Origin of the sequence: Streptomyces sp. NPDC015242, from assembly GCF_043079125.1 — a bacterium.
Lineage (GTDB): Bacteria > Actinomycetota > Actinomycetes > Streptomycetales > Streptomycetaceae > Streptomyces.
In genome coordinates this window covers 155,061-177,887 of the sequence record NZ_JBIBUF010000006.1, presented here as the reverse complement: position 1 = coordinate 177,887, position 22,827 = coordinate 155,061, and the positions used below count along the sequence as shown (strand labels likewise).

Sequence of the window (22,827 nt, the reverse complement as noted above, 5' to 3'; positions counted from 1 at the left end):
CGCGGCCCGCAGCCGAACGCCTAGCGTTCCAGTACGAGGGCGAGTCCCTGGCCCACCCCGATGCAGAGGGCGGCGACCCCCACCCCGCCGCCGCGCCGGGCCAGTTGATGGGCGACCGTGCCGGCCAGCCGGGCCCCGGACGCGCCCAGGGGATGACCGAGGGCGATCGCACCCCCCTGCGGATTGAGGATCGCCGGATCGAACTCGGGCCATTCGGCCACACACCCCAGCACCTGCGCCGCGAACGCCTCGTTCAGTTCCAGCACGGACAGGTCGCCGAATCCCCGGCCCGCCTTCGCCAGCGCCCGGTTCACGGCCTCGACGGGCGCCAGCCCGAACCAGTGCGGGTCGGTCGCGGAGACACCCGTCGCCCGGATCCGGGCGAGCGGCTCGCGCCCCGTGGCCCGCAGCCCCTCCTCGTCGACGAGCAGCAGCGCCGCCGCACCGTCGTTCAGCGGCGAGGCGTTGCCCGCCGTCACCGTGCCGCCCTCCGCCCGGAACGACGGCCTGAGCCCGGCCATCGCCGCCGGGGAGGCGTCCGGGCGCACGCACTCGTCGGCGGCGAACCGCACGGGCTCGCCCTTGCGCTGCGGCACGTCGACGGGCGCGATCTCGTCCTCGAACAGGCCCTGCCGCCGGGCCGCCGCGGCCTTCTCGTGACTGCGCAGCGCGAACGCGTCCTGCTGCTCGCGACTGATCTCGTGCTTGTCCGCGATGAGTTCGGCGCTCTCGCCCAGCGGAACGGTCCACTGCGGCTCCATGCGCGGGTTCACCATCCGCCAGCCGAGGGTCGTGGAGTACAGCTCGGTGTGCCCGGCGGGGAAGGGCTTGTCGCTCTTCGGCAGCACGTACGGCGCCCGGGTCATCGACTCGACCCCGCCCGCGAGCGCGATCGAGGCGTCGCCGACGGCGATGGCGCGGGCCGCCTGGACCACGGCCTCCAGGCCGGAGGCGCACAGCCGGTTCACGGTCACGCCCGGCACGGAGGTCGGCAGGCCCGCGAGCAGGGCGGCCATGCGGGCGACGTTGCGGTTCTCCTCACCGGCGCCGTTGGCGTTGCCGACGTACACGTCCTCGATCCGCGCCGGGTCCAGCTCCGGCGTCCGCGCGAGGAGTTCGCGGATGGCGTGGGCGGCCAGGTCGTCCGGGCGCACGCCCGCCAGACCGCCGTTGTAGCGTCCGATCGGCGTGCGGACCGCGTCGACGAGGTAGACGTCCCTCACTTCAGAGCCTCCGGCACGGTGAGAGCGGCGCCGGTCCCGGCGACGACCTCGTCGGCGCTCACGCCCGGCGCGGTCTCGACCAGGACGAGCCCGCCGCCGGTGACGTCGAGGACGCCGAGGTCGGTGATGACGCGGTTCACGCAGGCCCTGCCCGTCAGCGGCAGCGTGCACTCGGAGAGGATCTTGGGCGAGCCGTCCTTCGCGGTGTGGGTCATGACGACGACGACCGTGCGGGCGCCGTGCACCAGGTCCATCGCCCCGCCGATGCCGGTGACCAGCTTGCCGGGGACGGCCCAGTTGGCGAGGTCGCCCTTCTCGGAGACCTGCATGGCACCGAGCACGGCCACGTCGATGTGCCCGCCGCGGATCATCGAGAAGGACAGCGCCGAGTCGAAGAAGGAGGCGCCCGGCAGCACGGTGACGGTCTCCTTCCCGGCGTTGATGAGGTCCGGGTCGACGGCGTCCTCGGTGGGGTAGGGCCCGGTGCCGAGGATGCCGTTCTCCGATTCGAGGACGACCTCGACGCCCTCGGGCAGGTGGTTGGGGATCAGCGTGGGCAGGCCGATGCCGAGGTTGACGTACTGCCCGTCCCGCAGTTCACGCGCCGCCCGCGCGGCCATCTCCTGGCGTGTCCAGGCCATCAGGAACTCACCGTCCGCTGCTCGATCCGCTTGTCCGCCGCCTGCTCCGGGGTGAGTGCCAGGACCCGCTGCACGAAGATGCCGGGCAGGTGCACCGCGTCCGGGTCGATCGCGCCGGGCTCCACCAGTTCCTCCACCTCGGCGATCGTGACCCGGCCGGCCATCGCGGCCAGCGGGTTGAAGTTCCGGGCGGACTTGTTGAAGACCAGGTTCCCGTGCCGGTCGCCCCGGGCGGCCCGGACCAGGGCGAAGTCGGTGCGGATGCCCCGCTCCAGCACGTACTCCGTGCCGTCGAACTCCCTGACCTCCTTGGGCGGAGACGCCAGCGCGACCCCTCCCTGCCCGTCGTAGCGCCACGGCAGACCGCCGTCGGCGACCTGGGTGCCCACCCCGGCGGGCGTGTAGAAGGCGGGGATCCCCGCGCCGCCGGCCCGCAGCCGCTCGGCCAGCGTGCCCTGCGGGATCAGCTCGACCTCCAGCTCCCCGGCGAGGTACTGCCGGGCGAACTCCTTGTTGGCGCCGATGTAGGAACCCGTGACCCGGGCGATCCGGCCGGCGGCCAGGAGGACGGCGAGCCCCGACTCCATGGCCCCGCAGTTGTTGGAGACCACCGAGAGACCGGACACGCCGCGCTCGTGCAGCGCCTGGATCAACACGTTCGGCACCCCGCTGAGCCCGAAACCGCCCACCGCGAGCGACGCGCCGTCCGGCACGTCGGCCACGGCCTCCAGGGCCGTGGCGACCACCTTGTCCATCCGAGAAGCCCCATCTCTGCCGCGCGACCCGACCGAATTAGTCAGGGCACTGAGTATTTTGGCGAGCCGGATCTCACGCTGCCATCGTGCCTCTGGAGCGTCAAGACCCTGTCAGATACGCCTTCGGGGCGGCAGACAGTCTCGCCCCGGTTCGACTATCGTCAGTGCACCGATGAAATCGACCGAGGGGTGCACATGGCGGCGGCGGACCTCACCACCCACCCCGGGCACCTGGCCCGGAGACTCCAGCAGGCGCACTACCTGCTGTGGAACGCGATGGTCTCCGAGGAGATCACCTCGCCGCAGTACGCGGTCCTCAACACGCTCGTCGACGAACCCGGCCTGGACCAGCGCACGGTGGGGGAGCGGGTGGGCCTCGACCGGTCCACCATCGCCGAGGTGATCAGCCGGCTCAGCCGGCGCGGGCTGCTCGACAAGGTCCGCGACCCGCAGGACGGCCGCCGCTCGCTGCTGCGCCTGACGGAGGAGGGCACGCGCACGCACCGCAGGCTGACCGTGCGCACGGCCCGGATGAACCAGGTCTTCCTCGCCCCGCTGTCCGCCGGCGAGCGGACGGTGTTCTTCGACCTCATCCGGCGGGTGGCCGACGCGGCCGAGGGGCTGCGCCATCCCGAGGAGCCCCTGGCGGCGCCCCGCTGACCCCGCCGCCGGGTCAGGAGGCCCTGGCGTACACCACCCACACCTGGCCCTCCGCGAAGCGCACGGGGGAGCCGTCGCCGGTGGTGAACGCGGTACCGTCCGTGGCCTTCGGGCGCTTCCACTTCACGTCCCAGGCCCGGCCGTCGCGCAGCACGGTCGCCCTGCCCGAGCCCACCGTCTCCGTGTACGGCGAGTTGTTGCCGAGGAAGTCCCGGAAGCCGGACTCGCGGATCCGCACGTACTGCACGACGACGGTCGCCGCCGCCATCCGTGTGCCGCCGGACGTCGTGGCGGGGGCACCGTCCATGCCGACCAGCCAGCGGTCACGGGCACCGGACCAGGTGAAGGTGAAGCGGGCCGCCGGGTAGCGCACGGTCCGCGAGGCCGTCTCCGTACCGCCGGCCGGGGCGGAGCCGTAGCGGAAACCGGTGGTCAGGGCCGCCCGCCCCGGCGCCTCGGGTGCGATGTCCCGGGCGCGCAGGAAAAGGTTGTGCGGGGCAGCCCGGTCGCCGCCGCGGTAGAAGGCGCCGGGCGCGTCGGACGGGGTCACCGCCCGCAGGGGCGCCTCGTCGATCAGCGGCAAAAGTTTCCTCTGCGCCCCGGAGAACACCAGCGTCGGCCGGTGGAACTGGCGCAGCAGCTCCAGGTCGGACTCGCGGGCGCTGCGCACCGGGCCCACGGTCTTCGGCACCCGCGTGGCGTACACCGCCATCAGCCGGCTCAGCCCGCCCTCGACCTGTTCCACGTACACCACGTCCGCGGCGTCGACGCCCGTGTGCGGACGTGCGGCGCTCGCGTTGTCGAGTTTGACGGCCAGCGCGGAGGGGCCGTTCGCCGACGGCGAGGCCCCGCGCTCCGAGGCGCTGGACGAGCCCCGTCCGTCGTCGGGCGTGCCGCCCCCGGCGCCGCACCCCGCCGCCAGGGCCGCCGTCACCGTGACGGCCAGCAGTGCCGCCGTCGTCGTGGCGCGCCGTCCGCGCGCCCTTCGCACCCTGCCCACCGTCGCCACCGCGCCCCAGTCGTCGATGTGTCTTGATTGTGCACTTATCTGACCATCTACGGCCAGGCCCGGTCTTTTCTGGCGGTGCGGTGTCCCGGCCGTGTCCGTCGATCGGCGCAAAGGTTCAGCGCGGGCCGCCCGGGTACCCGGACCCCGCCGACCGACCGACGCGCACGCCGACGGAGGGAGCGCGCAGCGATGAGGGCAGTGACCTGGCAGGGCAAGCGGGACGTGCGAGTGGAGAACGTGCCCGATCCGGGCATCCAGGAACCCACGGACGCGATCATCCGCATCACCTCGAGCGGCCTGTGCGGATCCGACCTGCACCTGTACGAGGTGCTCACCCCGTTCATGACCCCGGGCGACATCCTCGGCCATGAACCCATGGGCATCGTCGAGGAGGTCGGTGCGGGCGTCCCGGACCTCCAGGTGGGCGACCGGGTCGTCGTCCCCTTCCAGATCGCCTGCGGCAACTGCTGGATGTGCCTGACCGGCCTGCCCACCCAGTGCGAGACCACGCAGGTCACCGGCGAGGGCATGGGCGCCGCCCTGTTCGGCTACACCCGCCTGTACGGCGCCGTACCCGGTGCCCAGGCCGAGTACCTGCGCGTCCCGCAGGCCCAGTACGGCCCGATCAAGGTGCCCGAGGGCCCGCCCGACGACCGTTTCGTCTACCTCTCCGACGTGCTGCCCACCGCCTGGCAGGCCGTCGCCTACGCCGACGTGCCGCAGGGCGGCAGCATCGCCGTACTGGGCCTCGGCCCCATCGGCGACATGGCCTGCCGGGTCGCCCAGGTCAAGGGCGCCGGGCGGGTGTTCGGCATCGACCTGGTCCCGGAGCGGCTGGCCCGGGCCAAGGCGCGCGGGGTGGAGACCTTCGACCTGAGGTCCTTCGACGACGAGAAGGAACTCGTCGCCGCGATCCGTGACGAGACCGACGGCCGCGGCCCGGACGCCGTGATCGACGCGGTCGGCACCGAGGCCCACGGCAGCGCGGTGGCCCGCCTGGTGCAGAACACCGCCGCGCTGCTCCCGCGCAAGCTGAGCGGCCCGATGTCCGAGCGGTTCAGCGTCGACCGCCTCGCCGCCCTCTACACGGCCATCGACCTGGTGCGCCGGGGCGGCACCATCTCGCTCTCCGGCGTCTACGGCGGCATGGCCGACCCGATGCCGATGCTCACCCTGTTCGACAAGCAGGTCCAGATGCGGATGGGCCAGGCCAACGTGCGCCGCTGGAGCGACGAGATCATCCCCTACCTGACCGACGAGGACCCGCTCGGCGTGGACGACTTCGCGACCCACCGCGTGCCCCTGTCGGAGGCGCCGCACGCGTACGAGATGTTCCAGCGCAAGCAGGACGGCGCGGTCAAGATCCTGATGCAGCCCTGAGCGGCTCCGGCCTCACGGGCCGAGGATCTCCGCCAGGTCGTAGCGGACCGGCTCCTCCAGCTGGGCGTAGGTGCAGCTCTCGGGGGTCCGGTCCGGGCGCCAGCGGCGGAAACGGGCGGTGTGCCGGAAGCGCTGCCCGTTCTCCATGTGGTCGTACGCCACCTCGGCCACCCGCTCCGGCCTGAGCGGCACCCACGACAGGTCCTTCCGGCCCGACCAGCGGCTCGGCGCCCCCGGCAGCCGCGCCGACTCGTGCGCGGCCTCCTCGGACCAGGCCGCCCACGGGTGCCCGGAGACGTCGTCCATGCGCAGCGGCTCCAGCTCCCCGACCAGCTCCGCCCGCCGCTTCATCGTGAAGGCCGCGGACACGCCCACGTGCTGGAGCGTGCCCCGGTCGTCGTACAGGCCGAGCAGCAGCGAGCCCACGACCGGGCCGCTCTTGTGCAGCCGGTACCCGGCGACCACGACGTCCGCCGTCCGCTCGTGCTTGATCTTGAACATGGCCCGCTCGTCGGGGCGGTAGCGCCCGGCCGGCGGCTTCGCGACGACACCGTCCAGCCCCGCGCCCTCGTACTGCTCGAACCACTGCCGCGCCACCTCGATGTCCGTGGTCGCCGGAGCCAGGTGCACCGGCGCCGTCACCCCGGACAGCGCCTCGGCCAGCCGCTCCCGCCGCTCGGTCAGCGGGGCGCTCATCAGCGACTCGTCCCCGAGCGCCAGCAGGTCGAACGCCACGAGCGAGGCCGGCGTCCGCTCGGCCAGGGTCCGCACCCGCGAGTCCGCCGGATGGATCCGCTCCGACAGCGCGTCGAAGTCCAGGTGCCCCTCGCGCGCGATCACGATCTCCCCGTCCACCACGCACCGCTCGGGCAACCGCTCCCGCACGGCCGCCACCAGCTCCGGGAAGTACCTGGTCAGAGGCTTCCCGGTACGGCTGCCGAACTCGACCTCGTCCCCGTCGCGGAACACGATCGCCCGGAACCCGTCCCACTTCGCCTCGTAGTGCATGTTCGCGGGGATCGCCGCCACGGACTTGGCGAGCATCGGCAGGACAGGGGGCATCACCGGCAGATCCATGGCTCGATTCTGCGCGCGCCCGCAGCGATACGCCCGATGTGCGAGGTATGCGGGCTACGCCTACCGTGACGGACATGGGTGACGCGGTGGAACTGGAGGTGGACGGCCGGACCGTACGGCTGTCCAGCCCGGACAAGATCTTCTTCCCCGAGCGCGGTTTCACCAAGCTCGACCTCGCCCGCTACTACATCGCCGTCGGCCCGGGCATCCTGCGCGCCCTGCGCGACCGGCCCACCACCCTGGAGCGCTACCCCGAGGGCGTCGCCGGCGAGAACTTCTTCCAGAAGCGGGCCCCGAAGAACATGCCCGACTGGATCCCGACCGCGCACATCACCTTCCCCAGCGGCCGCAGCGCCGACGAGATGTGCCCCACCGAGGTCGGCGCGGTGGTGTGGGCCGCCCAGTTCGGCACGCTCACCTTCCACCCCTGGCCGGTCCGCCGCGGCGACGTCGACCGCCCCGACGAACTGCGCATCGACCTCGACCCGCAGCCCGGCACCGACTACGACGACGCCGCCCGCGCCGCCCACGAACTACGGGCCGTGCTGGACGAGTTCGGCGGACTGCGGGGCTTCCCCAAGACCTCCGGCGGCCGGGGACTGCACGTGTTCGTGCCCATCGAGCCGCGCTGGACCTTCACCCAGGTCCGGCGCGCCGCCATCGCCGTCGGCCGGGAGATGGAACGGCGGATGCCGGAGCAGGTCACCATCAAGTGGTGGAAGGAGGAGCGCGGCGAGCGCATCTTCCTCGACTACAACCAGACGGCCCGCGACCGCACGATCGCCTCCGCCTACTCGGTACGCCCCCGCCCGCACGCCCCCGTCTCCGCGCCCCTGCGCTGGGAGGAGGTCGGCGTCGCGCACCCGCGGGACTTCGACCTCGCGACCATGCCCGCGCGCTTCGCCGAACTCGGCGATGTGCACGCGGACATGGACGACCATCGCTACTCACTGGAGGCCCTGCTCGACCTCGCCCGCCGTGACGAGCACGACCACGGTCTGGGCGACCTGCCGTACCCGCCCGAGTATCCGAAGATGCCGGGGGAGCCCAGACGGGTACAGCCGAGCAGGGCCCGCAAGCAGGCGCCTCCTACAACTCCTTGATCCGGACGTCGCGGAACGAGACCACGTCCGTGGTGCCGTGGACCTGGAGCCCGATGTAGCCGGAGGCGAAGCGCCGCCCGTCCGTGCCCGGGTCGTCCGAGCGCGGGGGAGTGAACTCCTGGCCGCCGGTGTTGTCGAACTCGTTGATCAGCACGCCGTTGCGGAAGACCGAGTAGTGCTGGCCCTCCACCCGGATCTCGTAGTCGTTCCAGGTGCCCTTCTGCGTCACGCCCGCGCCGGCCAGGCCCACGCGGTCGAAACCGTAGATCGAGCCCGTCTTGTACATGTCGCCGTCGGGCCGGTCGAACACCTGCACCTCGTGGCCGTACTTGATGGCGACCCACTCCGGGCGCGACTCCTCCGGGTGGTCGTGGACCCAGGGGAAGCGGACGAAGACACCCGAGTTGGTGTTGCCGGTGCCGGGCGCGTCGTCACGCCACTGCAGCTTCAGCGAGAAGTCGCCGTACTTGCGCTGCGGGAACCACAGCATGCCCATGCCCGGCGTGGTGGTGCTGGAGGTGATCGTCCCGTCCGGGTTCAGCCCGAACGAACCGCCGCCCACGTGCTGCCACTTGGCCAGGGACTCCGCGCTGCCGTCGAAGATCGCCCGGTAGCCCTCGGTCTGTCCCGGCTTGCCGATGCCCGACTGGCGGGCGGCCTTGCGGATGGCGTTGTACTCCCGCTGGTCGATCACGCCTTCCTTCAGCAGCGCGTCCAGGACGGACGTGACGTGCTTGAGGAACAGCGCGTGGGACGTCCACTCCTTCTCGTCCTCGATCAGCTCGCCGATCCGGCACCGGTTGTCGGTCACCCGGTTGCGCACCCCGGAGTCCACCGTGCCGACGAACACCGTCAGCCGCTCGTCGTACTCCGGGCAGTCGGGCGCCGGCACCCCGCCGGAGACGACCGTGAAGGTCACCGTGCGGGCCGCCGAGGTGTTGCCGGCCTTGTCGGTCGCCCGGTACGCCACGGTGTGCGCACCGGCCCGGTCCACCACCACCGGCGCCGAGTACGCCAGATACGGCCCGCCGTCCAGCGAGTACTCGATCCGCTCGACGCCCGAACCGTGCGCGTCGGTCGCCGTGACGGTCACCCGCGCGCTGTTGACGTACGCCCCGTCGGAGTTCTTCGTGCCCTCCACGGTCACGCCCGTCACCGGCGGGGTCGTGTCCTGCGGCGGCGCCGCGACCACCGTGAACCGCACGTTCTTCTCGGCCGCCACGTTGCCCGCCTTGTCGGTGGCGCGGTAGCGGACGGTGTGCTCGCCCACCTGGTGCACCATCACGGGAGCGGTGTACGGCTGCCAGGCGCCGGAGCCGATCGCGTACTCGATCGAGTTGACCCCGGAGCCGGTGTCGGACGCGGAGACGGTGACCGTCGCCATGTCGATGTACGCCCCGTCCGCGTTCCGCTCGCCGGTCACCGTCGCCGAGGTCTCCGGCGCGGTGGTGTCGTCCGACTGCGGTGCCACCACCGTGAACGCGGTGCTCTTCTCGGCGGAGACGTTGCCCGCCTTGTCGAACGCCCGGTAGCGGACCGTGTGATCACCGACCTGGTCGACCACGACCGGCGTGGTGTACGGCTGCCAGGCACCCGTGCCGCCGAGCGCGTACTCGATCCGGTCCAGACCCGAACCGCCCTCGTCGGTGGCGTGCAGCGCCACGCTCGCGGAGCCGACGTACTGGCCCTGTGTGTTCTGCGTGCCGCTCACGTGCGCCGAGGCCTCGGGCGCGGTGGTGTCCTCACCCGTGCCCTCGGTCACCGTGAGGATGCCCTGCATCTGGCCGTGGCCGGGGATGGTGCAGTGGTAGAAGTACCGGCCCGGCGTGAGCGTGACCTGGGCGGTGTGCTTGCCGCCCTGGGCGTCGTTCGGGTTGGCCAGGAGGTTCAGCTGCACATCGCTGTTGAACTCGGGATCGCTGGTCACGAACGTCAGCGTGTGCGGCATGCCGGTGGTGTTGCCGGTGGCCGCGCTGTTCTCGAAGACGATCGTGGCCTGGCCGGCGACCGCCGTCTTCGGCGCCGACAGGTACTTGTCGATGTCGTTGCCGGCCGTCCAGGTGAGTACCTGTTCGGCGGCCGGCGCCTGTGCCTGCCCGGCCGCGGGCATCGCCTGCAGGCCGAGCATCACGAGCAGGGCGGCCAGCAGGGCGGCCCAGATTCTTCGGTGCGCCAGATGCCGGATCACTCGGTCCCCCTCGCCAGCTGACCGGCGGCCGGGGTCGGCCCGCCGCCCTTGTAGACGACCCGCCACAGGGCCGACTTGGAGTCGGAGGTGAAGAAGCCGCGGCCGTAGTCGAGGACGTACAGCGCGCCATCCGGACCGAACTTCCAGTCCATCAGGTTCTTGATGCCGTCGTTGCCGATCGGCACGATCTTCTTCAGCGACTCCGCGTGCACCGGCAGACCGCCGTCTCCTTGCGTCTTCGGTTCCATCAGCACCGCGTGGCGCGGCTGGTCGGCGTCGTAGAAGTCGCCGACGAACCACTTGCCGTCCCAGTAGGCCGGCCACTTGACGGTGCTGTCGGCCGCGACCGCGTCGGACCGGTACACCGGCCCGTTCATGGCCGCCTGTCCGCCGCCCTTGAGCCAGGGCAGCCGGTACGTGGCCTCCTCCGGCTTGTACGACGGGACCCCGTTCGCGTCCCGCGGGTAGTCCGGCGCGCCGCCCGAGGGCGAGTACCAGATGTTGTTGCCGGTCACCGGCGGCAGGTTGACCAGGCCGTCGTTGTTCGGCGACTCGTTCTTCGGATGGTCGCAGTCGTACCAGCCCAGCGGCTTGGACGGGTCCGGCAGGTTGCGGTCCCGGTAGGGCTGCTTGTTGCCCATGCAGTACGGCCAGCCGCGGTTGCCCGCCTTCGTGATGGCGGCGAACGTGTCGTACTTGGCCGGACCCCAGGTCGTCGAGGGCGAACCCGCGTCCGGGCCGACCCAGCCCGCGTAGAGCACGTCGGTCGACTTGTCGACGAAGATGCGCGCCGGGTTGCGCACGCCCATCACATAGATCTCGCCGCGCGTCTTGCCGCCGCCCTCGGCGGTCTCCTTCCCGGTGAAGAGGTTGCCCTCGGGCAGCGTGTACGTGCCGTCCGGCTCCGGGTGGATGCGCAGGATCTTGCCGTTGAGGTTGTTGGTGTTGCCGGCGGTGCGGCGCGCGTCCGCGAAGGAGACGCCCTTGTAGTTCGGCTCCGGGTTGTTGCCGGAGTAACCGCCGCTGAAACCGCTGGAGTTGTTGTCACCGGTGGCGATGTACAGGTTGCCCTTGGAGTCCCAGGCCATCCCGCCGCCCGCGTGGCAGCAACTGTGGATCTGCACCGGCCACTTCAGCAGGACCTTCTCACTGGCGAGGTCCAGCTTGTTCGTGGCCTGGTCGAGCGTGAACCGGGAGACCCGCCGCTCCGCCATGCGCGTCTCGCGGTTGATCCGCTCGTGCGGCGTGTAGTGCAGGTACACCCACCCGTTCTGCGTGAACTCCGGGTCGAGTTCGATGCCGAGCAGGCCCTCCTCGACCTTGACCAGTTCGTCGCCTCCGCCCTTGTTGCCGAAGACGGTCAGCGCGCCGGCCAGGGTGACCTGCTTGGTCTTCGGGTCGTAGACGTGGATCTCGCCCTTGCCCTTGCCGATGTCGGGGTCGTTCCAGTCGGTGATCACCGGCTGCGAGGAGTCGGCCCCGCCACGGCCGATGTAGAAGACCCGGCCGTCGGGCGCGGTGACCAGCCCGTGCGGCTCGCCGATCTGGTCGTTCTGCCCCGGCTGGTTGGGCTTGGTCAGCCGCTCCGCCGCGTAGTTGGCGTTGATGGCCGCCTTGCAGTCGGCCTGCTCCAGCCGGGTCGTCCACAGCAGCGCGCCGCGCAGGTGGGCCCGGAAGTCGGCCTCGTCGTACGACGACACCGTGCCGCCCATGCCCGTGTAGAAGGAGCGTCCGCCGTCGTAGTCCCGGCACCAGCTGACCGGGTGGTCCGAGCCGTTGGCACCCGTGCCCGGCTGGTACGTCGACTCCCGCACCCGGGCCACGGTGTGGACCTCGCCCGACGGGTTCTTCACCCAGTTCAGCCACTTGTCCGGCCGTTTCCACTGCACCGGCAGATCCTTGGTCGCCGGGTGCCGGCGGTCGCCGACCTCCACGGTCGCCCGCTGCACGGCCGCCGGGCTCGACGCGGCCGGGCGGGCACCGACCAGACCGGTGAACCAGTCCGAGTACGGCTCTGCCCGCGCGGCGTCATGGATGCCGAGGAACCCGCCGCCGGCCTCCATGTACGCCTCCAGACCCGCCTCCTGCTCCGGGTCCAGGACGTCGCCCCCGCCGGTCAGGAACACGACCGCGTTGAAGCGGCCGAGCCTCGTCTCGTCGGTGAACACCGAGGCGTCGCCCGTCGCCTGCACCTTGAAGCGGCGGTTCGTGGGACCGGTCAGCCCGATGTCCTCGACGGCCTCGATCGCGGCGTTCACGACCGGGGACTCCTCCCCGGCGGCCGAACCGTGGAAGATCAGCACCCGTACGTTCGCGCCGCCCGGCGGCGACTTGATCGACATCGTTGTCAGAGGTGGTTCCGGATACGGCCGCGCACTCGCGGCGGGGCCCGTCAGCAGCCCCGCGGTCACGACACCGGCGGCCACGGAGGCCGCCCAGACGCGTCTTCTCTTGCTCAGCCCTCGTAAGTGCATGGGCACCTCCTCGGTCACGGCAACACCGCCAAGGAAGCTAAACCCCTTTGCCCGTCCCGCCAATACCTATGACCGTGATGGCACCAACTTTGTCTTGAGTGTGGATAAACGGGAGCGTGGCCGGTACCGTCTCACCGGTTCATCACAGGTACGCCTCCGTAAAAGCCTTACCAGGGTGGGGAGTTCCGCATGGACAGACGCAGCTTCAACCGGAGTGTGCTGCTGGGCGGCGCGGCCGTCGCGACATCGTTGTCCGTGGCGCCGGAGGCCATCAGCGCCGACGGGCCGGCGAAGACGGCACCGGCCGGCGGCGAGGTGAGGCGCATCAGGATGTACGCCGAGAAGCTGGCGGACGGTCAGATGGGCTACGGCCTGGAGAAGGGCAAGGCCACCGTCCCCGGCCCGCTGATCGAACTCAACGAAGGGGACACCCTGCACGTCGAGTTCGAGAACACCATGGATGTGCCCGTCAGCCTGCACGTGCACGGCCTGGACTACGAGATCACCAGCGACGGCACGAAGATGAACCGCAGTCACGTCGAGCCGGGCGGCACTCGCACCTACACCTGGCGCACCCACGCCCCGGGCCGCCGCAAGGACGGCACCTGGCGGGCGGGCAGCGCCGGCTACTGGCACTACCACGACCACGTCGTCGGCACCGACCACGGCACCGTCGGGCTGCAGAAGGGCCTGTTCGGGCCGGTCATCGTCCGCCGCAAGGGCGACGTGCTGCCGGACCGCACCCACACGGTCGTCTTCAACGACATGCGCATCAACAACAAGGCGCCGCACTCCGGGCCGAACTTCGAGGCCACGGTGGGTGACCGGGTCGAGTTCATCGTGATCACGCACGGCGAGTTCTACCACACGTTCCACATGCACGGTCACCGCTGGGCGGACAACCGCACCGGCATGCTGACCGGCCCCGACGACCCCAGCCAGGTCATCGACAACAAGATCACCGGCCCGGCCGACTCCTTCGGCTTCCAGGTCATCGCGGGGGAGGGGGTCGGCGCCGGCGCCTGGATGTACCACTGCCACGTGCAGAGCCACTCCGACATGGGCATGGTGGGGCTGTTCCTCGTGAAGAAGCCGGACGGGACCATCCCCGGCTACGACCCGCACGAGCACGAGGGGCACGAGGGGCACGAGGAGGCGCCGGCGGACGGCGGACACGACCACTGACGGGCGCGCGACGACTTCACCCCAGGGGCGAGAGCGCTCTCACCCGGCGGTGCGCCCAGGGCTATCCTGATCCGCAGCCGCAGGTGAGGAGCCCCGAAGTGACCGACACAGCGCCGCGTCCCACCCTGGAGGCCGTGGCCGCCCGGGCCGGTGTCTCACGGGCCACCGTCTCCCGCGTGGTCAACGGCGGCGACGGCGTGCGCGCCACGCTCGTCGAACGGGTCCGCCAGGCCGTGGACGAACTCGGCTACGTGCCCAACCAGGCGGCCCGCTCCCTGGTGACCCGGCGGCACGACGCGGTCGCGGTCGTCGTCGCCGAACCGGAGAGCCGCGTCTTCGCCGACCCGTTCTTCGCGCTCCAGCTGCGCGGCATCAGCAAGGAGCTCACGGCCCACGACAACCAGCTCGTGCTGCTCCTGACGGAGGGCCGCGACGACCACGCCCGGGTCGCCCGGTACCTCGCCGGCGGGCATGTCGACGGGGCGCTCGTCTTCTCCCTGCACCTCGACGACCCGCTGCCGGAGCTGATCCAGCGGGCCGGTGTCCCCACCGTCTTCGGCGGGCGGCCCGGCTGGAGCGGTGACCGGCGGGACGTGGTGTACGTCGACAGCGACAACCGCGGCGGCGCCCGCGACGCCGTCCGTCATCTGGCGGGCCTCGGCCGGACCCGGATCGCGCACATCACCGGTGCCCTGGACCAGACGTCCGCGGTGGACCGGCTGGACGGCTACCGGGACGTCATGGCCGGCGCCGACCCGCGGCTGATCGCCGAGGCCGATTTCACCCCCGGCGGGGGCGAGCGGGCCATGCGCGAACTCCTCGACCGCTGCCCCGGCCTGGACGCCGTGTTCGCCGCGAACGACCTCATGGCCTCCGGCGCCCTGCGCGTACTGCGCGAGTCCGGCCGCCGCGTCCCCGACGACGTCGCCGTCATCGGCTTCGACGACATGCAGCCCGTCGCCGAGCAGACCGACCCGCCCCTGACGACGGTCCGCCAGGACATCGAGGAGATGGGCCGGCTGATGGCCCGCCTGCTGCTGCGCGGCCTCGACCGCGGCACCCCCGACGAGGACGACGCCGCCACCCCGGCGGGCGTGGTCCTTCCGACGACGCTGGTGCGGCGCGGGTCGGCGTAGGCCGGGTCCGCGCGTCGTGCGCGTCAGGTCGCGGGCCGGTCCGCAGGGCCGCCCTGCCCCTGCGCCGGCTCCGTCCGGATCACCGCGAAGCGGGCACCGCAGGGGTCGGTGAGCCGGGCGACACGGCCGACGTCCGGCAGGTCCGTGGCGGGCACGCGGACGGTGCCGCCGTGCTCCTCGGCGACGGCGGCGACGGCGTCCGGGTCGGCGGCCTCGAAGTACGGCAGCCAGTGGGGCTCGTGCTCGGCCGGGTCGTCGGCGAGCGCCACGACACCGCCGAACATGGCCTCCTCGCCCTCCCCGGCGGGGCCGAACGTCGTGTAGACGCCGCCGGGCGTGTCGACGCCGTAGGTCTCCAGGCCGAGCACGGAGTGGTAGAACGCGGCCGCGGCCGGCACGTCCGCCGTGTACAGCTCGGCCCAGCACAGCGAGCCGGGTTCCCCGACGACGTCCAGGCCCTCGGTCCGTCCCGGCTGCCACAGCCCGAAGGGCACCCCGGCCCGGTCGGCGAGGATCGCCGTCCGGCCCTGGCCCTGGACGTCCAGGGGCTGCAGCAGCACCGAGCCGCGCGCCTGCCGGGCCGCCTCGGCGGTGGCGTCCGCGTCCGGCACCCGGAAGTACACCGTCCAGGACGGCGGCCCCTGCTCCGGCGTGGTCCGCATGCCGCCGGCCACGGTGCGGCCGTCGAGCTGGAACAGGCCGTACCCGCCGGCCTCGGGTCCGCCCGGCCGGAACCGCCAGCCGAACAGAGCCGCGTAGAAGGCCGCCGCGCCGTCGATGTCGGGGGTGCCGAGATCGATCCAGTTGGGAGCGCCGGTGACATAACGGGTGGTGAGCATCCTCGCCCTCCTCGCACAGGGGCCCGTCCGCCTGCTCTGCCGAGTCTCGCACCACCGGCGCGCGCACGCCGGGGCGCCGCGCGGCCCGGCCGATTCCGCCGGACCGCTTCCCGTCCCGCGCGCCGCCGTGCGCCGGGACCTTCCGGCGGGCGACGATCTCCCCCGGCCGGAGGCCCGTGAACGCGGCGTTGATCCCGCGTTGATCGAACGTTTTGCACCGGCCGGAACGCTTCAGGTCATGCACATCGACACGATCACCTCGCCCGAGCTCGCCTGGCAGCAGGAAGCGTTGTGCGCGCAGACCGGGGCGGAGTTCTTCTTCCCCGAGCCCGGCAGTTCGGTGCGGGAGGCGAAGCGGATCTGCGGTATGTGCCCGATCCGCACGGCCTGCCTGGAGTACGCGCTCGCCCACGACGAGCGCTTCGGCGTCTGGGGCGGCCTGTCGGAGAAGGAGCGGCTGGAGCTGCGCCGGGCCTCGCGGTAGCCGTGCCGGTGCCGCCGCGCCGGGCGCCGGTACCGCCGTACAGGCGGCGCCCGTACTGCCGTGTCGGCGGCGCCCGTACCGCCGTGCCGGCCGGCGCGGCGGTTTCGTACCGGCAGGCGCGAGGCCCCCGGCCGCGCGGGGCGGCCGGGGGCCTCGGTCAGCGGGGTGGGGCAGCCGTCAGGCGCCGGCCCGGGCCGCCATGCGGGCCTTGCGCGCGGCCAGCTTCTCGTCGAACTTGGCGGCCTCCGCGTCCAGGCCGCCCATGAACAGGCCGAGCTCCTCCTGCGCCTTGCGGCCCTCGGGGCCCAGGCCGTCGATCTCCATGACCTTCAGGAAGCGCAGCACGGGCTGCAGCACGTCGTCGTGGTGGATGCGCAGGTTGTAGACCTCGCCGATCGCCATCTGCGCGGCGGCGCGCTCGAAGCCGGGGATGCCGTGCCCGGGCATCCGGAAGTCGACGACCACGTCGCGGACGGCCTGCATGGTCAGGTCGGGGGCGAGGTCGAACGCCGCGCGCAGCAGGTTCCGGTAGAAGACCATGTGCAGGTTCTCGTCGGTCGCGATGCGGGCGAGCATGCGGTCGCAGACCGGGTCGCCGGACTGGTGGCCGGTGTTCCGGTGCGAGATGCGGGTGGCCAGCTCCTGGAACGCCACGTAGGCGATCGAGTGCAGCATCGAGTGGCGGTTGTCCGACTCGAAGCCCTCGCTCATGTGGGACATCCGGAACTGCTCCAGCTTGTCCGGGTCGACGGCGCGCGAGGTGAGCAGGTAGTCGCGCATCACGATGCCGTGCCGGCCCTCCTCCGCCGTCCAGCGGTGCACCCAGGTGCCCCAGGCGCCGTCACGGCCGAAGAGGGAGGCGATCTCGTGATGGTAGCTGGGCAGGTTGTCCTCGGTCAGGAGGTTCACGACCAGCGCGATGCGGCCGATCTCGGTGACCTTGGACTGCTCCTTCTCCCAGGCCTCGCCGTCCTCGAAGAGGCCGGGGAAGTTGCGCCCGTCGCTCCACGGCACGTACTCGTGCGGCATCCAGTCCTTCGCGACCTGCAGATGCCGGTTGAGCTCCTTCTCGACCACTTCCTCCAGGGCGTACAGCAGCTGAGCGTCGCTCCAGGCGCCGGCGGGGCTGCCGAGGTGGGGAGTGGTGATCGTCATGGACTCTCCAGGGGGACATGCGTACGAGCGGTGAGCAGTAACCTACGGCATCGTAGGCTACGTGTCCGTAGGTTACGAAGCCGTAGGTTAAGGACGCTGTAAAGGCCGCTGGTCAGCGATGTCGTCCGGCTGGGTGCCCGGGCCGCGGACGCGCAGGTCGGTGGCGGGGCGGCCGGCTCCGTCTCCGCTCAGACGTACAGCTCCCGCAGCCGGACCGAGAGGCATGTCACACAGCCTTCGAGCTTCTCGAACTCGCTGATGTCCACGACGACCGGTTCGTACCCGAGGTCCGAGAAGAGCTCCGCGGTCTTCGGGGCGCTCGCCGCCATCAGCAGTTTGTCCCCGCCGAGCAGGACGACGTGGGCTCCCGCCTCCTCGGGTACGGGCAGGAAGCGGGCGAACAGCGACGGCGTGTCCATCTTCGGGATGTGGCCGATGACCGTCCCGTCGGGCAGGGCCGTGACCGCCGACTTCAGGTGCAGCACCTTGCTCACGGGCACGGCGACGACCCGGGCGCCGAGCGGCTCGAACGCGGCGCGCAGCTGCTGGACGCCGGCGGCGTTGGTGCGCCCGCCGCGGCCCACGTAGACGGTGTCGCCGACCTTCAGCACGTCCCCGCCGTCCAGCGTGCCCGGCTCCCAGATCCAGTTCACCGAGCAGCCCAGACCGGCCACGGCCTCCTCGACCCCGGCGGTCTCCTCGCGCCGGGAGCCGGCGCCCGGGCGGGCGATCAGCGCCACGTTCCGGTACATCACGACCGTGTCCTCGACGAACACCGAGTCCGGGCAGTCGTCGGCGGGCTCCACCTCGATGGTCTCCCAGCCGTGCGCCCGCAGGGCCCGCACGTACGCCTCCCACTGCTCGCCCGCGAGGTCCACGTCGATCCGCTCCCGCTCGATGTGCGTCACCAGCCCTTCGGCGAGGCGCGGGCTGGGGCGGCGGACGAGGGCCTTCTTGCTGGGCACGAGGGTGACTCCGTATCGGACGGGACGTGTCTGGACCACACCGACCGGGTTCCCGGGATCGACCGGAACCGATCGGGCGTCGGCCGACCATCATGCAGGGCGAAGGGGGGAGAGAACACCCCCGGACGGCAGCCGCGGAACCGGGCCGGGCCCCGGACGACCGCAGCCCTGCGCGCCCCGGGTGGGCTTCGACAGCAACGTCGCAGAGCCGGTGCACGTGCTCCATCCGCAACCCCGACGCCGGCCCTCGAACGGCACGCCCCGGACGCCTGGGGGTGCGCGCGACACCGGAGCAGCCGTGCGCTGCGATGTCCGGTCACCGACATGGAACCGCTGTGCCCGAGGCGTTCCGATCATCTTCCCCGGCGGGCCGGCAGGCCGGCCGCTTCTCCGCCGACCGGACGCACACCGGCCCCCGGCCGCGTGACCCGCCGCAGGTGCTCCCCGGTGAACGATCCGGGCGCCTCCAGGAGCTGCCGCGGCGTCCCCTCGAAGACGACCAGGCCACCGTCCCGGCCGCCGTCCGGGCCGAGGTCGATCACCCAGTCGGCCCGGGCGACCACGTCCAGGTTGTGCTCGACCACGACGACCGTGTTGCCCGCGTCGACCAGCCGGTCCAGCAGGGCGATCAGACCCGTCACGTCCGCCATGTGCAGGCCGGTCGTCGGTTCGTCCAGCACGTAGACCGCGCCCGTCCGGTGCAGCCGTGTCGCCAGCTTGATGCGCTGCCGCTCACCCCCCGACAGCGTGGACAGGGGCTGGCCGAGTGTCAGATACGTCAGCCCGACGTCCCGCAGCGCGCGCAGCCGGCGCCGTACCGCCTCGTCCTCGAAGAAGCCGAGGGCCTGCTCGGCCGTCATCTCCAGGACGTCGGCGATGGAGTTGCCCCGCACGGTCAGCCGCAGCACGTCGTCCTTGAAGCGCCGCCCCTCGCAGTCCTGGCAGGTCTGCGTCACCGGGTCCATGAAGGCGAGGTCGGTGCAGATCAGCCCCCGGCCCTCGCAACCGGGGCAGGCGCCGGTGGAGTTGAAGCTGAACAGGCCCGCCTCCGCACCCGTCTCGCGGGCGAAGATCTTGCGGACCGTGTCCATGATCCCCAGATACGTGGCCGGCGTGGAGCGGCCCGAGATGCCGATCGACGACTGGTCGACCACCACGGCCTCCTCGTGCGCGGCGGTGAACTCCCCGACCAGGCTGCTCTTGCCCGACCCGGCGACCCCGGTCACCGCCGTGAGCACCCCGGTGGGGAACCGCACGGTCACGTCCCGCAGGTTGTGCCGGCCGGCGCCCTTGACCCACAACTCGCCGCTGGGCCGCCGCACCTCCTCCTTGACCGCCGTGCGCCGGCGCAGGCAGCGCCCGGTGAGCGTGTCCGACGCCGCCAGCTCCCGCGGCGTCCCCTCGAACACCACCGTGCCGCCCCCGGTCCCGGCGCCCGGTCCCATGTCCACCACGTGGTCGGCCAGCGCGATGACGTCCGGGTCGTGTTCGACGACCAGCACGGTGTTGCCCTTGTCGCGCAGCCGCAGCAGCAGATCGCCGAGGCGGCCCACGTCCCGCGGATGCAGCCCCACGCTCGGCTCGTCGAAGATGTACGTCATCCCGGTCAGGCTGGAGCCCAGGTGCCGCACGGTCTTCAGCCGCTGCCCCTCCCCGCCGCTGAGCGTGGCGGTCTCCCGGTCGAGGCTGAGATAGCCGAGGCCGATCGCCTCGATCCGCTCCAGCGCGGCCACGGCCGCCCCGGCGACGGGCCGGGCCACCGGGTCGTCGATCTCCTTCAGCACCGTGATCAGATCCGTGACCTGCATGCGCGTGCAGTCGGCGATCGACCGGCCGCCGATCCGCGTCGCGAGCGCCGCCGCGTTGAGCCGTGCTCCCCGGCAGGCCGGGCAGACCCCCTCCACCAGGAACTCCCGCACCAGGTCACGGGTCTTCTGGCTCATGGCCGACAGGTCCCGCTTCAGGTACAGCCGCTCGAAACGGTCGGCGAGGCCCTCGTAGTCGGTGACCCAGGTGCCGCCGCTGCCGCTGACGGTGACCTTGCTGCCGGGCCGCCCGCGCAGCAGGAACTCCCGCTCGGCGGCGGTGAATTGTCCCACGGGCTTGTCCGGGTCCAGGTCGTCGCTGTTGGTGTAGGTCTGGCCCTGCCAGGTTCCCGCCGCGAAGGGCGGGAAGCGGACCGCGCCGTCCGCGAGCGAGCGGTCCGGGTCGAGGATGCGGTCCCAGTCGGGCCGTACCGTACGGCCCAGTCCGTCGCACGTGGGGCACATGCCCGACGGGTCGTTGAACGAGTACGCGGTGGCCGGTCCGGCGCTCGGCGTGCCGTGCCGGGAGAACAGGACGCGGATCACCGAGTAGACGTCCGTCATGGTGCCCACCGTCGACCGGGAGTGACCGCCGACCGGCCGCTGGTCGACGACGATCGCGGGGGTCAGGTCCTCCAGGGTGTCCGCGTGCGGCCGCTCGAACTTGGGCAGCCGGTTGCGCACGAACCACGGATACGTCTCGTTCATCTGGCGCTGGGACTCCACCGCGATCGTGTCGAAGACGACCGACGACTTCCCCGATCCCGAAACGCCGGTGAACACGGTCAGCCGGCCTTTCGGGATGCGGAGGGTGACGTCCTTGAGGTTGTTCTCACGGGCTCCGGTCAGGGTGATGAATGCGGGCATGCACCCGACGCTAGGCGGTAAACCCGACAGCTTCTGGCGTGATTTCCTTCAGTTCTCCGTCCTCCAGCAGCAGCCAGCGCGTGATGCCCACCGACTCCAGGAACGGCAGATCGTGACTGGCCACGATCAACGCCCCCTCGTACGACTCCAGGGCCGAGGTCAGCTGCCGCACGCTGGCCATGTCCAGGTTGTTGGTCGGCTCGTCCAGCAGGAGCAGCTGCGGCGCCGGCTCGGCGAGCATCAGGGCGGCGAGAGCCGCCCGGAAGCGTTCGCCGCCCGACAGCGTCGCCGCCTTCTGGTCGGCCCGGGCGCCCCGGAACAGGAAGCGGGCCAGCCGCGCCCGGACCCGGTTGTTGGTGGCGTCCGGCGCGAACCGGGCCACGTTCTCGGCGACCGTCCGCTCCCCGTCCAGGACGTCGAGCCGCTGCGGCAGGAACCGCAGCGGGACGTGCGCCGTCACCTCGCCCGACTCCGCGGGCAGCTCCCCGGTGATCGTGCGCAGCAGCGTGGTCTTGCCCGCGCCGTTGCGCCCGATCAGCGCGACCCGCTCGGGACCGCGCAGGTCGAGCCCGCCCGTCACCCGGGCGCCGTACCGCAGCACGAGGTCCTGGAGGGTCAGCACGGTACGCCCCGGCGGCACGGCCGTGTACGGCAGGTCGACGCGGATCTCGTCGTCGTCCCGCACGGCCTCCACCGCCTCGTCGAGCCGCTCCCTGGCCTCGGCGAGCTTCTCCTCGTGCATGATCCGGTGCTTGCCCGCCGACTCCTGCGCCGCCCGTTTGCGCGCCCCCATGACGATCTTCGGCTCGCGCTTCTGGTCCCACATCTTCTGCCCGTACCGCTTGCGGCGGGCCAGTTTCACCTGAGCGTCGGTCAGTTCGCGCTTCTGCTTGCGGAAGTCGGCCTCGGCGACGCGCACCATGCGCTCGGCCGCCTCCTGCTCGATCTCCAGGGCCTCCTCGTAGGCGGAGTAGTTCCCGCCGTACCAGGTGATCGCGCCGGAACGCAGGTCGGCGATCTGGTCGGCCAGGTCCAGCAGTTCCCGGTCGTGGCTGACCACGACCATGACGCCGGGCCAGGACCGCACGGCCTCGTACAGCCGCCGCCGGGCGTACAGGTCGAGGTTGTTGGTCGGCTCGTCCAGCAGCAGCACGTCGGGCCGGCGCAGCAGCAGCGCGGCCAGCCGCAGCAGCACGGACTCGCCGCCCGACACCTCGCCGATGGTGCGGTCCAGACCGATGTGGCCGAGGCCGAGCTCACCGAGCGTGGCCAGGGCGCGTTCCTCGACGTCCCAGTCGTCGCCGACGGTCCCGAAGTGCTCCTCGGCCACGTCGCCCGCCTCGATGGCGTGCAGTGCCGCACGCCGCGCGGCGATGCCGAGCGCCTCGTCGACCCGCAGGGTGGTGTCGAGCGTGACGTTCTGCGGCAGGTAGCCGACCTCGCCCGCGACGCGGACGGTGCCGTCGGCCGGTGCGAGTTCACCGGCGATCAGCTTCAGCAGGGTCGATTTGCCCGACCCGTTGACACCGACCAGACCGGTCCGGCCGGGGCCGAACGCGACGTCCAGCCCTTCGAAGACGGGCGTGCCGTCGGGCCAGGTGAACGACAGGGAGGTGACAGTGATGGAAGTGGACATGGTGGCCTCACTCGCGGTTGCTCGGAGCAGACAGGGGCAAACGCGTGTCGAGACACCTGCGACCAGGGAGGAGACTCCACGGGCATGAGAAGAGCCCTGCACCGGGGGACGGCTCGAACGCCGAGGTCGCACGCAGCGCACACACCTCACGGGTGCGGCGCGGTGTCTCAGGACCTCAGACGAGCAACGTCCTTCTCCAATCGACGGCAACAGGACCGCTGTACACCGTAGGAGGGGGTAGGGGG

Annotated in this window: 18 protein-coding genes; 6 read left to right on the top strand and 12 right to left on the bottom strand. The window is 71.8% G+C overall.

Annotated features, from left to right (window positions below):
• Positions 1–20 precede the first annotated feature (20 nt).
• From ACF07N_RS21365 to ACF07N_RS21355, 3 genes are read right to left on the bottom strand one after another with little or no spacing between them, the layout of a single operon-like run.
• On the bottom strand, positions 21–1,223 hold the full coding sequence (locus tag ACF07N_RS21365) for a thiolase family protein (RefSeq protein WP_392115177.1): 1,203 nt from the start codon (positions 1,221–1,223) through the stop codon (positions 21–23).
• Positions 1,220–1,864, bottom strand: coding sequence for a CoA transferase subunit B (locus ACF07N_RS21360; RefSeq protein WP_392115174.1), 645 nt, complete (start codon positions 1,862–1,864; stop codon positions 1,220–1,222). Before ACF07N_RS21360 ends, ACF07N_RS21365 begins: the two co-directional genes overlap by 4 nt.
• On the bottom strand, positions 1,864–2,619 hold the full coding sequence (locus ACF07N_RS21355) for a CoA transferase subunit A (protein WP_383321276.1): 756 nt from the start codon (positions 2,617–2,619) through the stop codon (positions 1,864–1,866). Before ACF07N_RS21355 ends, ACF07N_RS21360 begins: the two co-directional genes overlap by 1 nt.
• A 195-nt stretch (positions 2,620–2,814) precedes the next feature.
• Between ACF07N_RS21355 and ACF07N_RS21350 the strand changes: the two genes are divergently transcribed.
• Entirely contained in the window at positions 2,815–3,279 is a 465-nt protein-coding gene (locus ACF07N_RS21350) for a MarR family winged helix-turn-helix transcriptional regulator (RefSeq protein ID WP_383321273.1), read from the top strand.
• A 13-nt stretch (positions 3,280–3,292) separates the two neighbouring features.
• On the opposite strand, the gene ACF07N_RS21345 is transcribed toward ACF07N_RS21350, so the two are convergent.
• A complete protein-coding gene (locus tag ACF07N_RS21345; RefSeq protein WP_392115170.1) occupies positions 3,293–4,270 on the bottom strand; it encodes a DUF3048 domain-containing protein in 978 nt (325 codons plus the stop codon).
• A gap of 207 nt (positions 4,271–4,477) precedes the next feature.
• Between ACF07N_RS21345 and ACF07N_RS21340 the strand changes: the two genes are divergently transcribed.
• Complete coding sequence (locus tag ACF07N_RS21340; RefSeq protein WP_383321268.1) at positions 4,478–5,668, top strand: zinc-dependent alcohol dehydrogenase; 1,191 nt, start codon at positions 4,478–4,480, stop codon at positions 5,666–5,668.
• A 12-nt stretch (positions 5,669–5,680) separates the two neighbouring features.
• Here the strand turns inward: ACF07N_RS21340 and ACF07N_RS21335 are convergent, their stop codons facing one another.
• Positions 5,681–6,745 (bottom strand): ATP-dependent DNA ligase, encoded by a 1,065-nt coding sequence (locus ACF07N_RS21335; RefSeq protein WP_392115167.1) that lies wholly within the window; start codon positions 6,743–6,745, stop codon positions 5,681–5,683.
• Between the two features lie 74 nt (positions 6,746–6,819).
• On the opposite strand from ACF07N_RS21335, the gene ligD reads away from it, so the two are divergent.
• On the top strand, positions 6,820–7,848 hold the full coding sequence (ligD, locus tag ACF07N_RS21330; RefSeq protein WP_392115164.1) for a non-homologous end-joining DNA ligase: 1,029 nt from the start codon (positions 6,820–6,822) through the stop codon (positions 7,846–7,848).
• Here the strand turns inward: ligD and ACF07N_RS21325 are convergent.
• Together ACF07N_RS21325 and ACF07N_RS21320 are read right to left on the bottom strand one after the other, a co-directional pair.
• Positions 7,835–9,976 carry an OmpL47-type beta-barrel domain-containing protein gene (locus ACF07N_RS21325; RefSeq protein WP_392115843.1) on the bottom strand — a complete coding sequence of 714 codons (2,142 nt, stop codon included), beginning with the start codon at positions 9,974–9,976 and terminating at the stop codon, positions 7,835–7,837. The genes ligD and ACF07N_RS21325 overlap by 14 nt on opposite strands.
• 56 nt (positions 9,977–10,032) lie before the next feature.
• Positions 10,033–12,510 carry a ThuA domain-containing protein gene (locus ACF07N_RS21320; protein WP_392115161.1) on the bottom strand — a complete coding sequence of 826 codons (2,478 nt, stop codon included), beginning with the start codon at positions 12,508–12,510 and terminating at the stop codon, positions 10,033–10,035.
• A 189-nt stretch (positions 12,511–12,699) separates the two neighbouring features.
• Between ACF07N_RS21320 and ACF07N_RS21315 the strand changes: the two genes are divergently transcribed.
• Both ACF07N_RS21315 and ACF07N_RS21310 read left to right on the top strand, forming a co-directional pair.
• On the top strand, positions 12,700–13,695 hold the full coding sequence (locus ACF07N_RS21315) for a multicopper oxidase domain-containing protein (RefSeq protein WP_392115158.1): 996 nt from the start codon (positions 12,700–12,702) through the stop codon (positions 13,693–13,695).
• Positions 13,696–13,793: 98 nt separating this feature from the next.
• Complete coding sequence (locus ACF07N_RS21310) at positions 13,794–14,831, top strand: LacI family DNA-binding transcriptional regulator (RefSeq protein ID WP_392115155.1); 1,038 nt, start codon at positions 13,794–13,796, stop codon at positions 14,829–14,831.
• A gap of 23 nt (positions 14,832–14,854) precedes the next feature.
• Here the strand turns inward: ACF07N_RS21310 and ACF07N_RS21305 are convergent, their stop codons facing one another.
• Positions 14,855–15,670, bottom strand: a complete 816-nt coding sequence (locus tag ACF07N_RS21305) for a VOC family protein (RefSeq protein ID WP_392115152.1) — start codon at positions 15,668–15,670, stop codon at positions 14,855–14,857.
• A 238-nt stretch (positions 15,671–15,908) separates the two neighbouring features.
• Here ACF07N_RS21305 and ACF07N_RS21300 point away from each other — a divergent pair, with 238 nt between their 5' ends.
• Complete coding sequence (locus tag ACF07N_RS21300) at positions 15,909–16,154, top strand: WhiB family transcriptional regulator (protein ID WP_383321116.1); 246 nt, start codon at positions 15,909–15,911, stop codon at positions 16,152–16,154.
• Positions 16,155–16,331: 177 nt separating this feature from the next.
• Here ACF07N_RS21300 and ACF07N_RS21295 read toward each other — a convergent pair whose 3' ends face one another.
• The 4 genes from ACF07N_RS21295 to ACF07N_RS21280 all read right to left on the bottom strand — a co-directional run bounded on the left by ACF07N_RS21295 (position 16,332) and on the right by ACF07N_RS21280 (position 22,582).
• The gene (locus tag ACF07N_RS21295; protein WP_392115148.1) at positions 16,332–17,309 is read right to left on the bottom strand and encodes an acyl-ACP desaturase; all 978 of its coding nucleotides are present in this window, start codon (positions 17,307–17,309) and stop codon (positions 16,332–16,334) included.
• A 188-nt stretch (positions 17,310–17,497) separates the two neighbouring features.
• Positions 17,498–18,274 (bottom strand): dimethylargininase, encoded by a 777-nt coding sequence (ddaH, locus tag ACF07N_RS21290; protein ID WP_392115145.1) that lies wholly within the window; start codon positions 18,272–18,274, stop codon positions 17,498–17,500.
• A gap of 353 nt (positions 18,275–18,627) precedes the next feature.
• On the bottom strand, positions 18,628–20,946 hold the full coding sequence (locus tag ACF07N_RS21285) for an ATP-binding cassette domain-containing protein (protein ID WP_392115142.1): 2,319 nt from the start codon (positions 20,944–20,946) through the stop codon (positions 18,628–18,630).
• Positions 20,947–20,956: 10 nt separating this feature from the next.
• A complete protein-coding gene (locus ACF07N_RS21280) occupies positions 20,957–22,582 on the bottom strand; it encodes an ABC-F family ATP-binding cassette domain-containing protein (protein ID WP_392115139.1) in 1,626 nt (541 codons plus the stop codon).
• Positions 22,583–22,827: the final 245 nt, after the last annotated feature.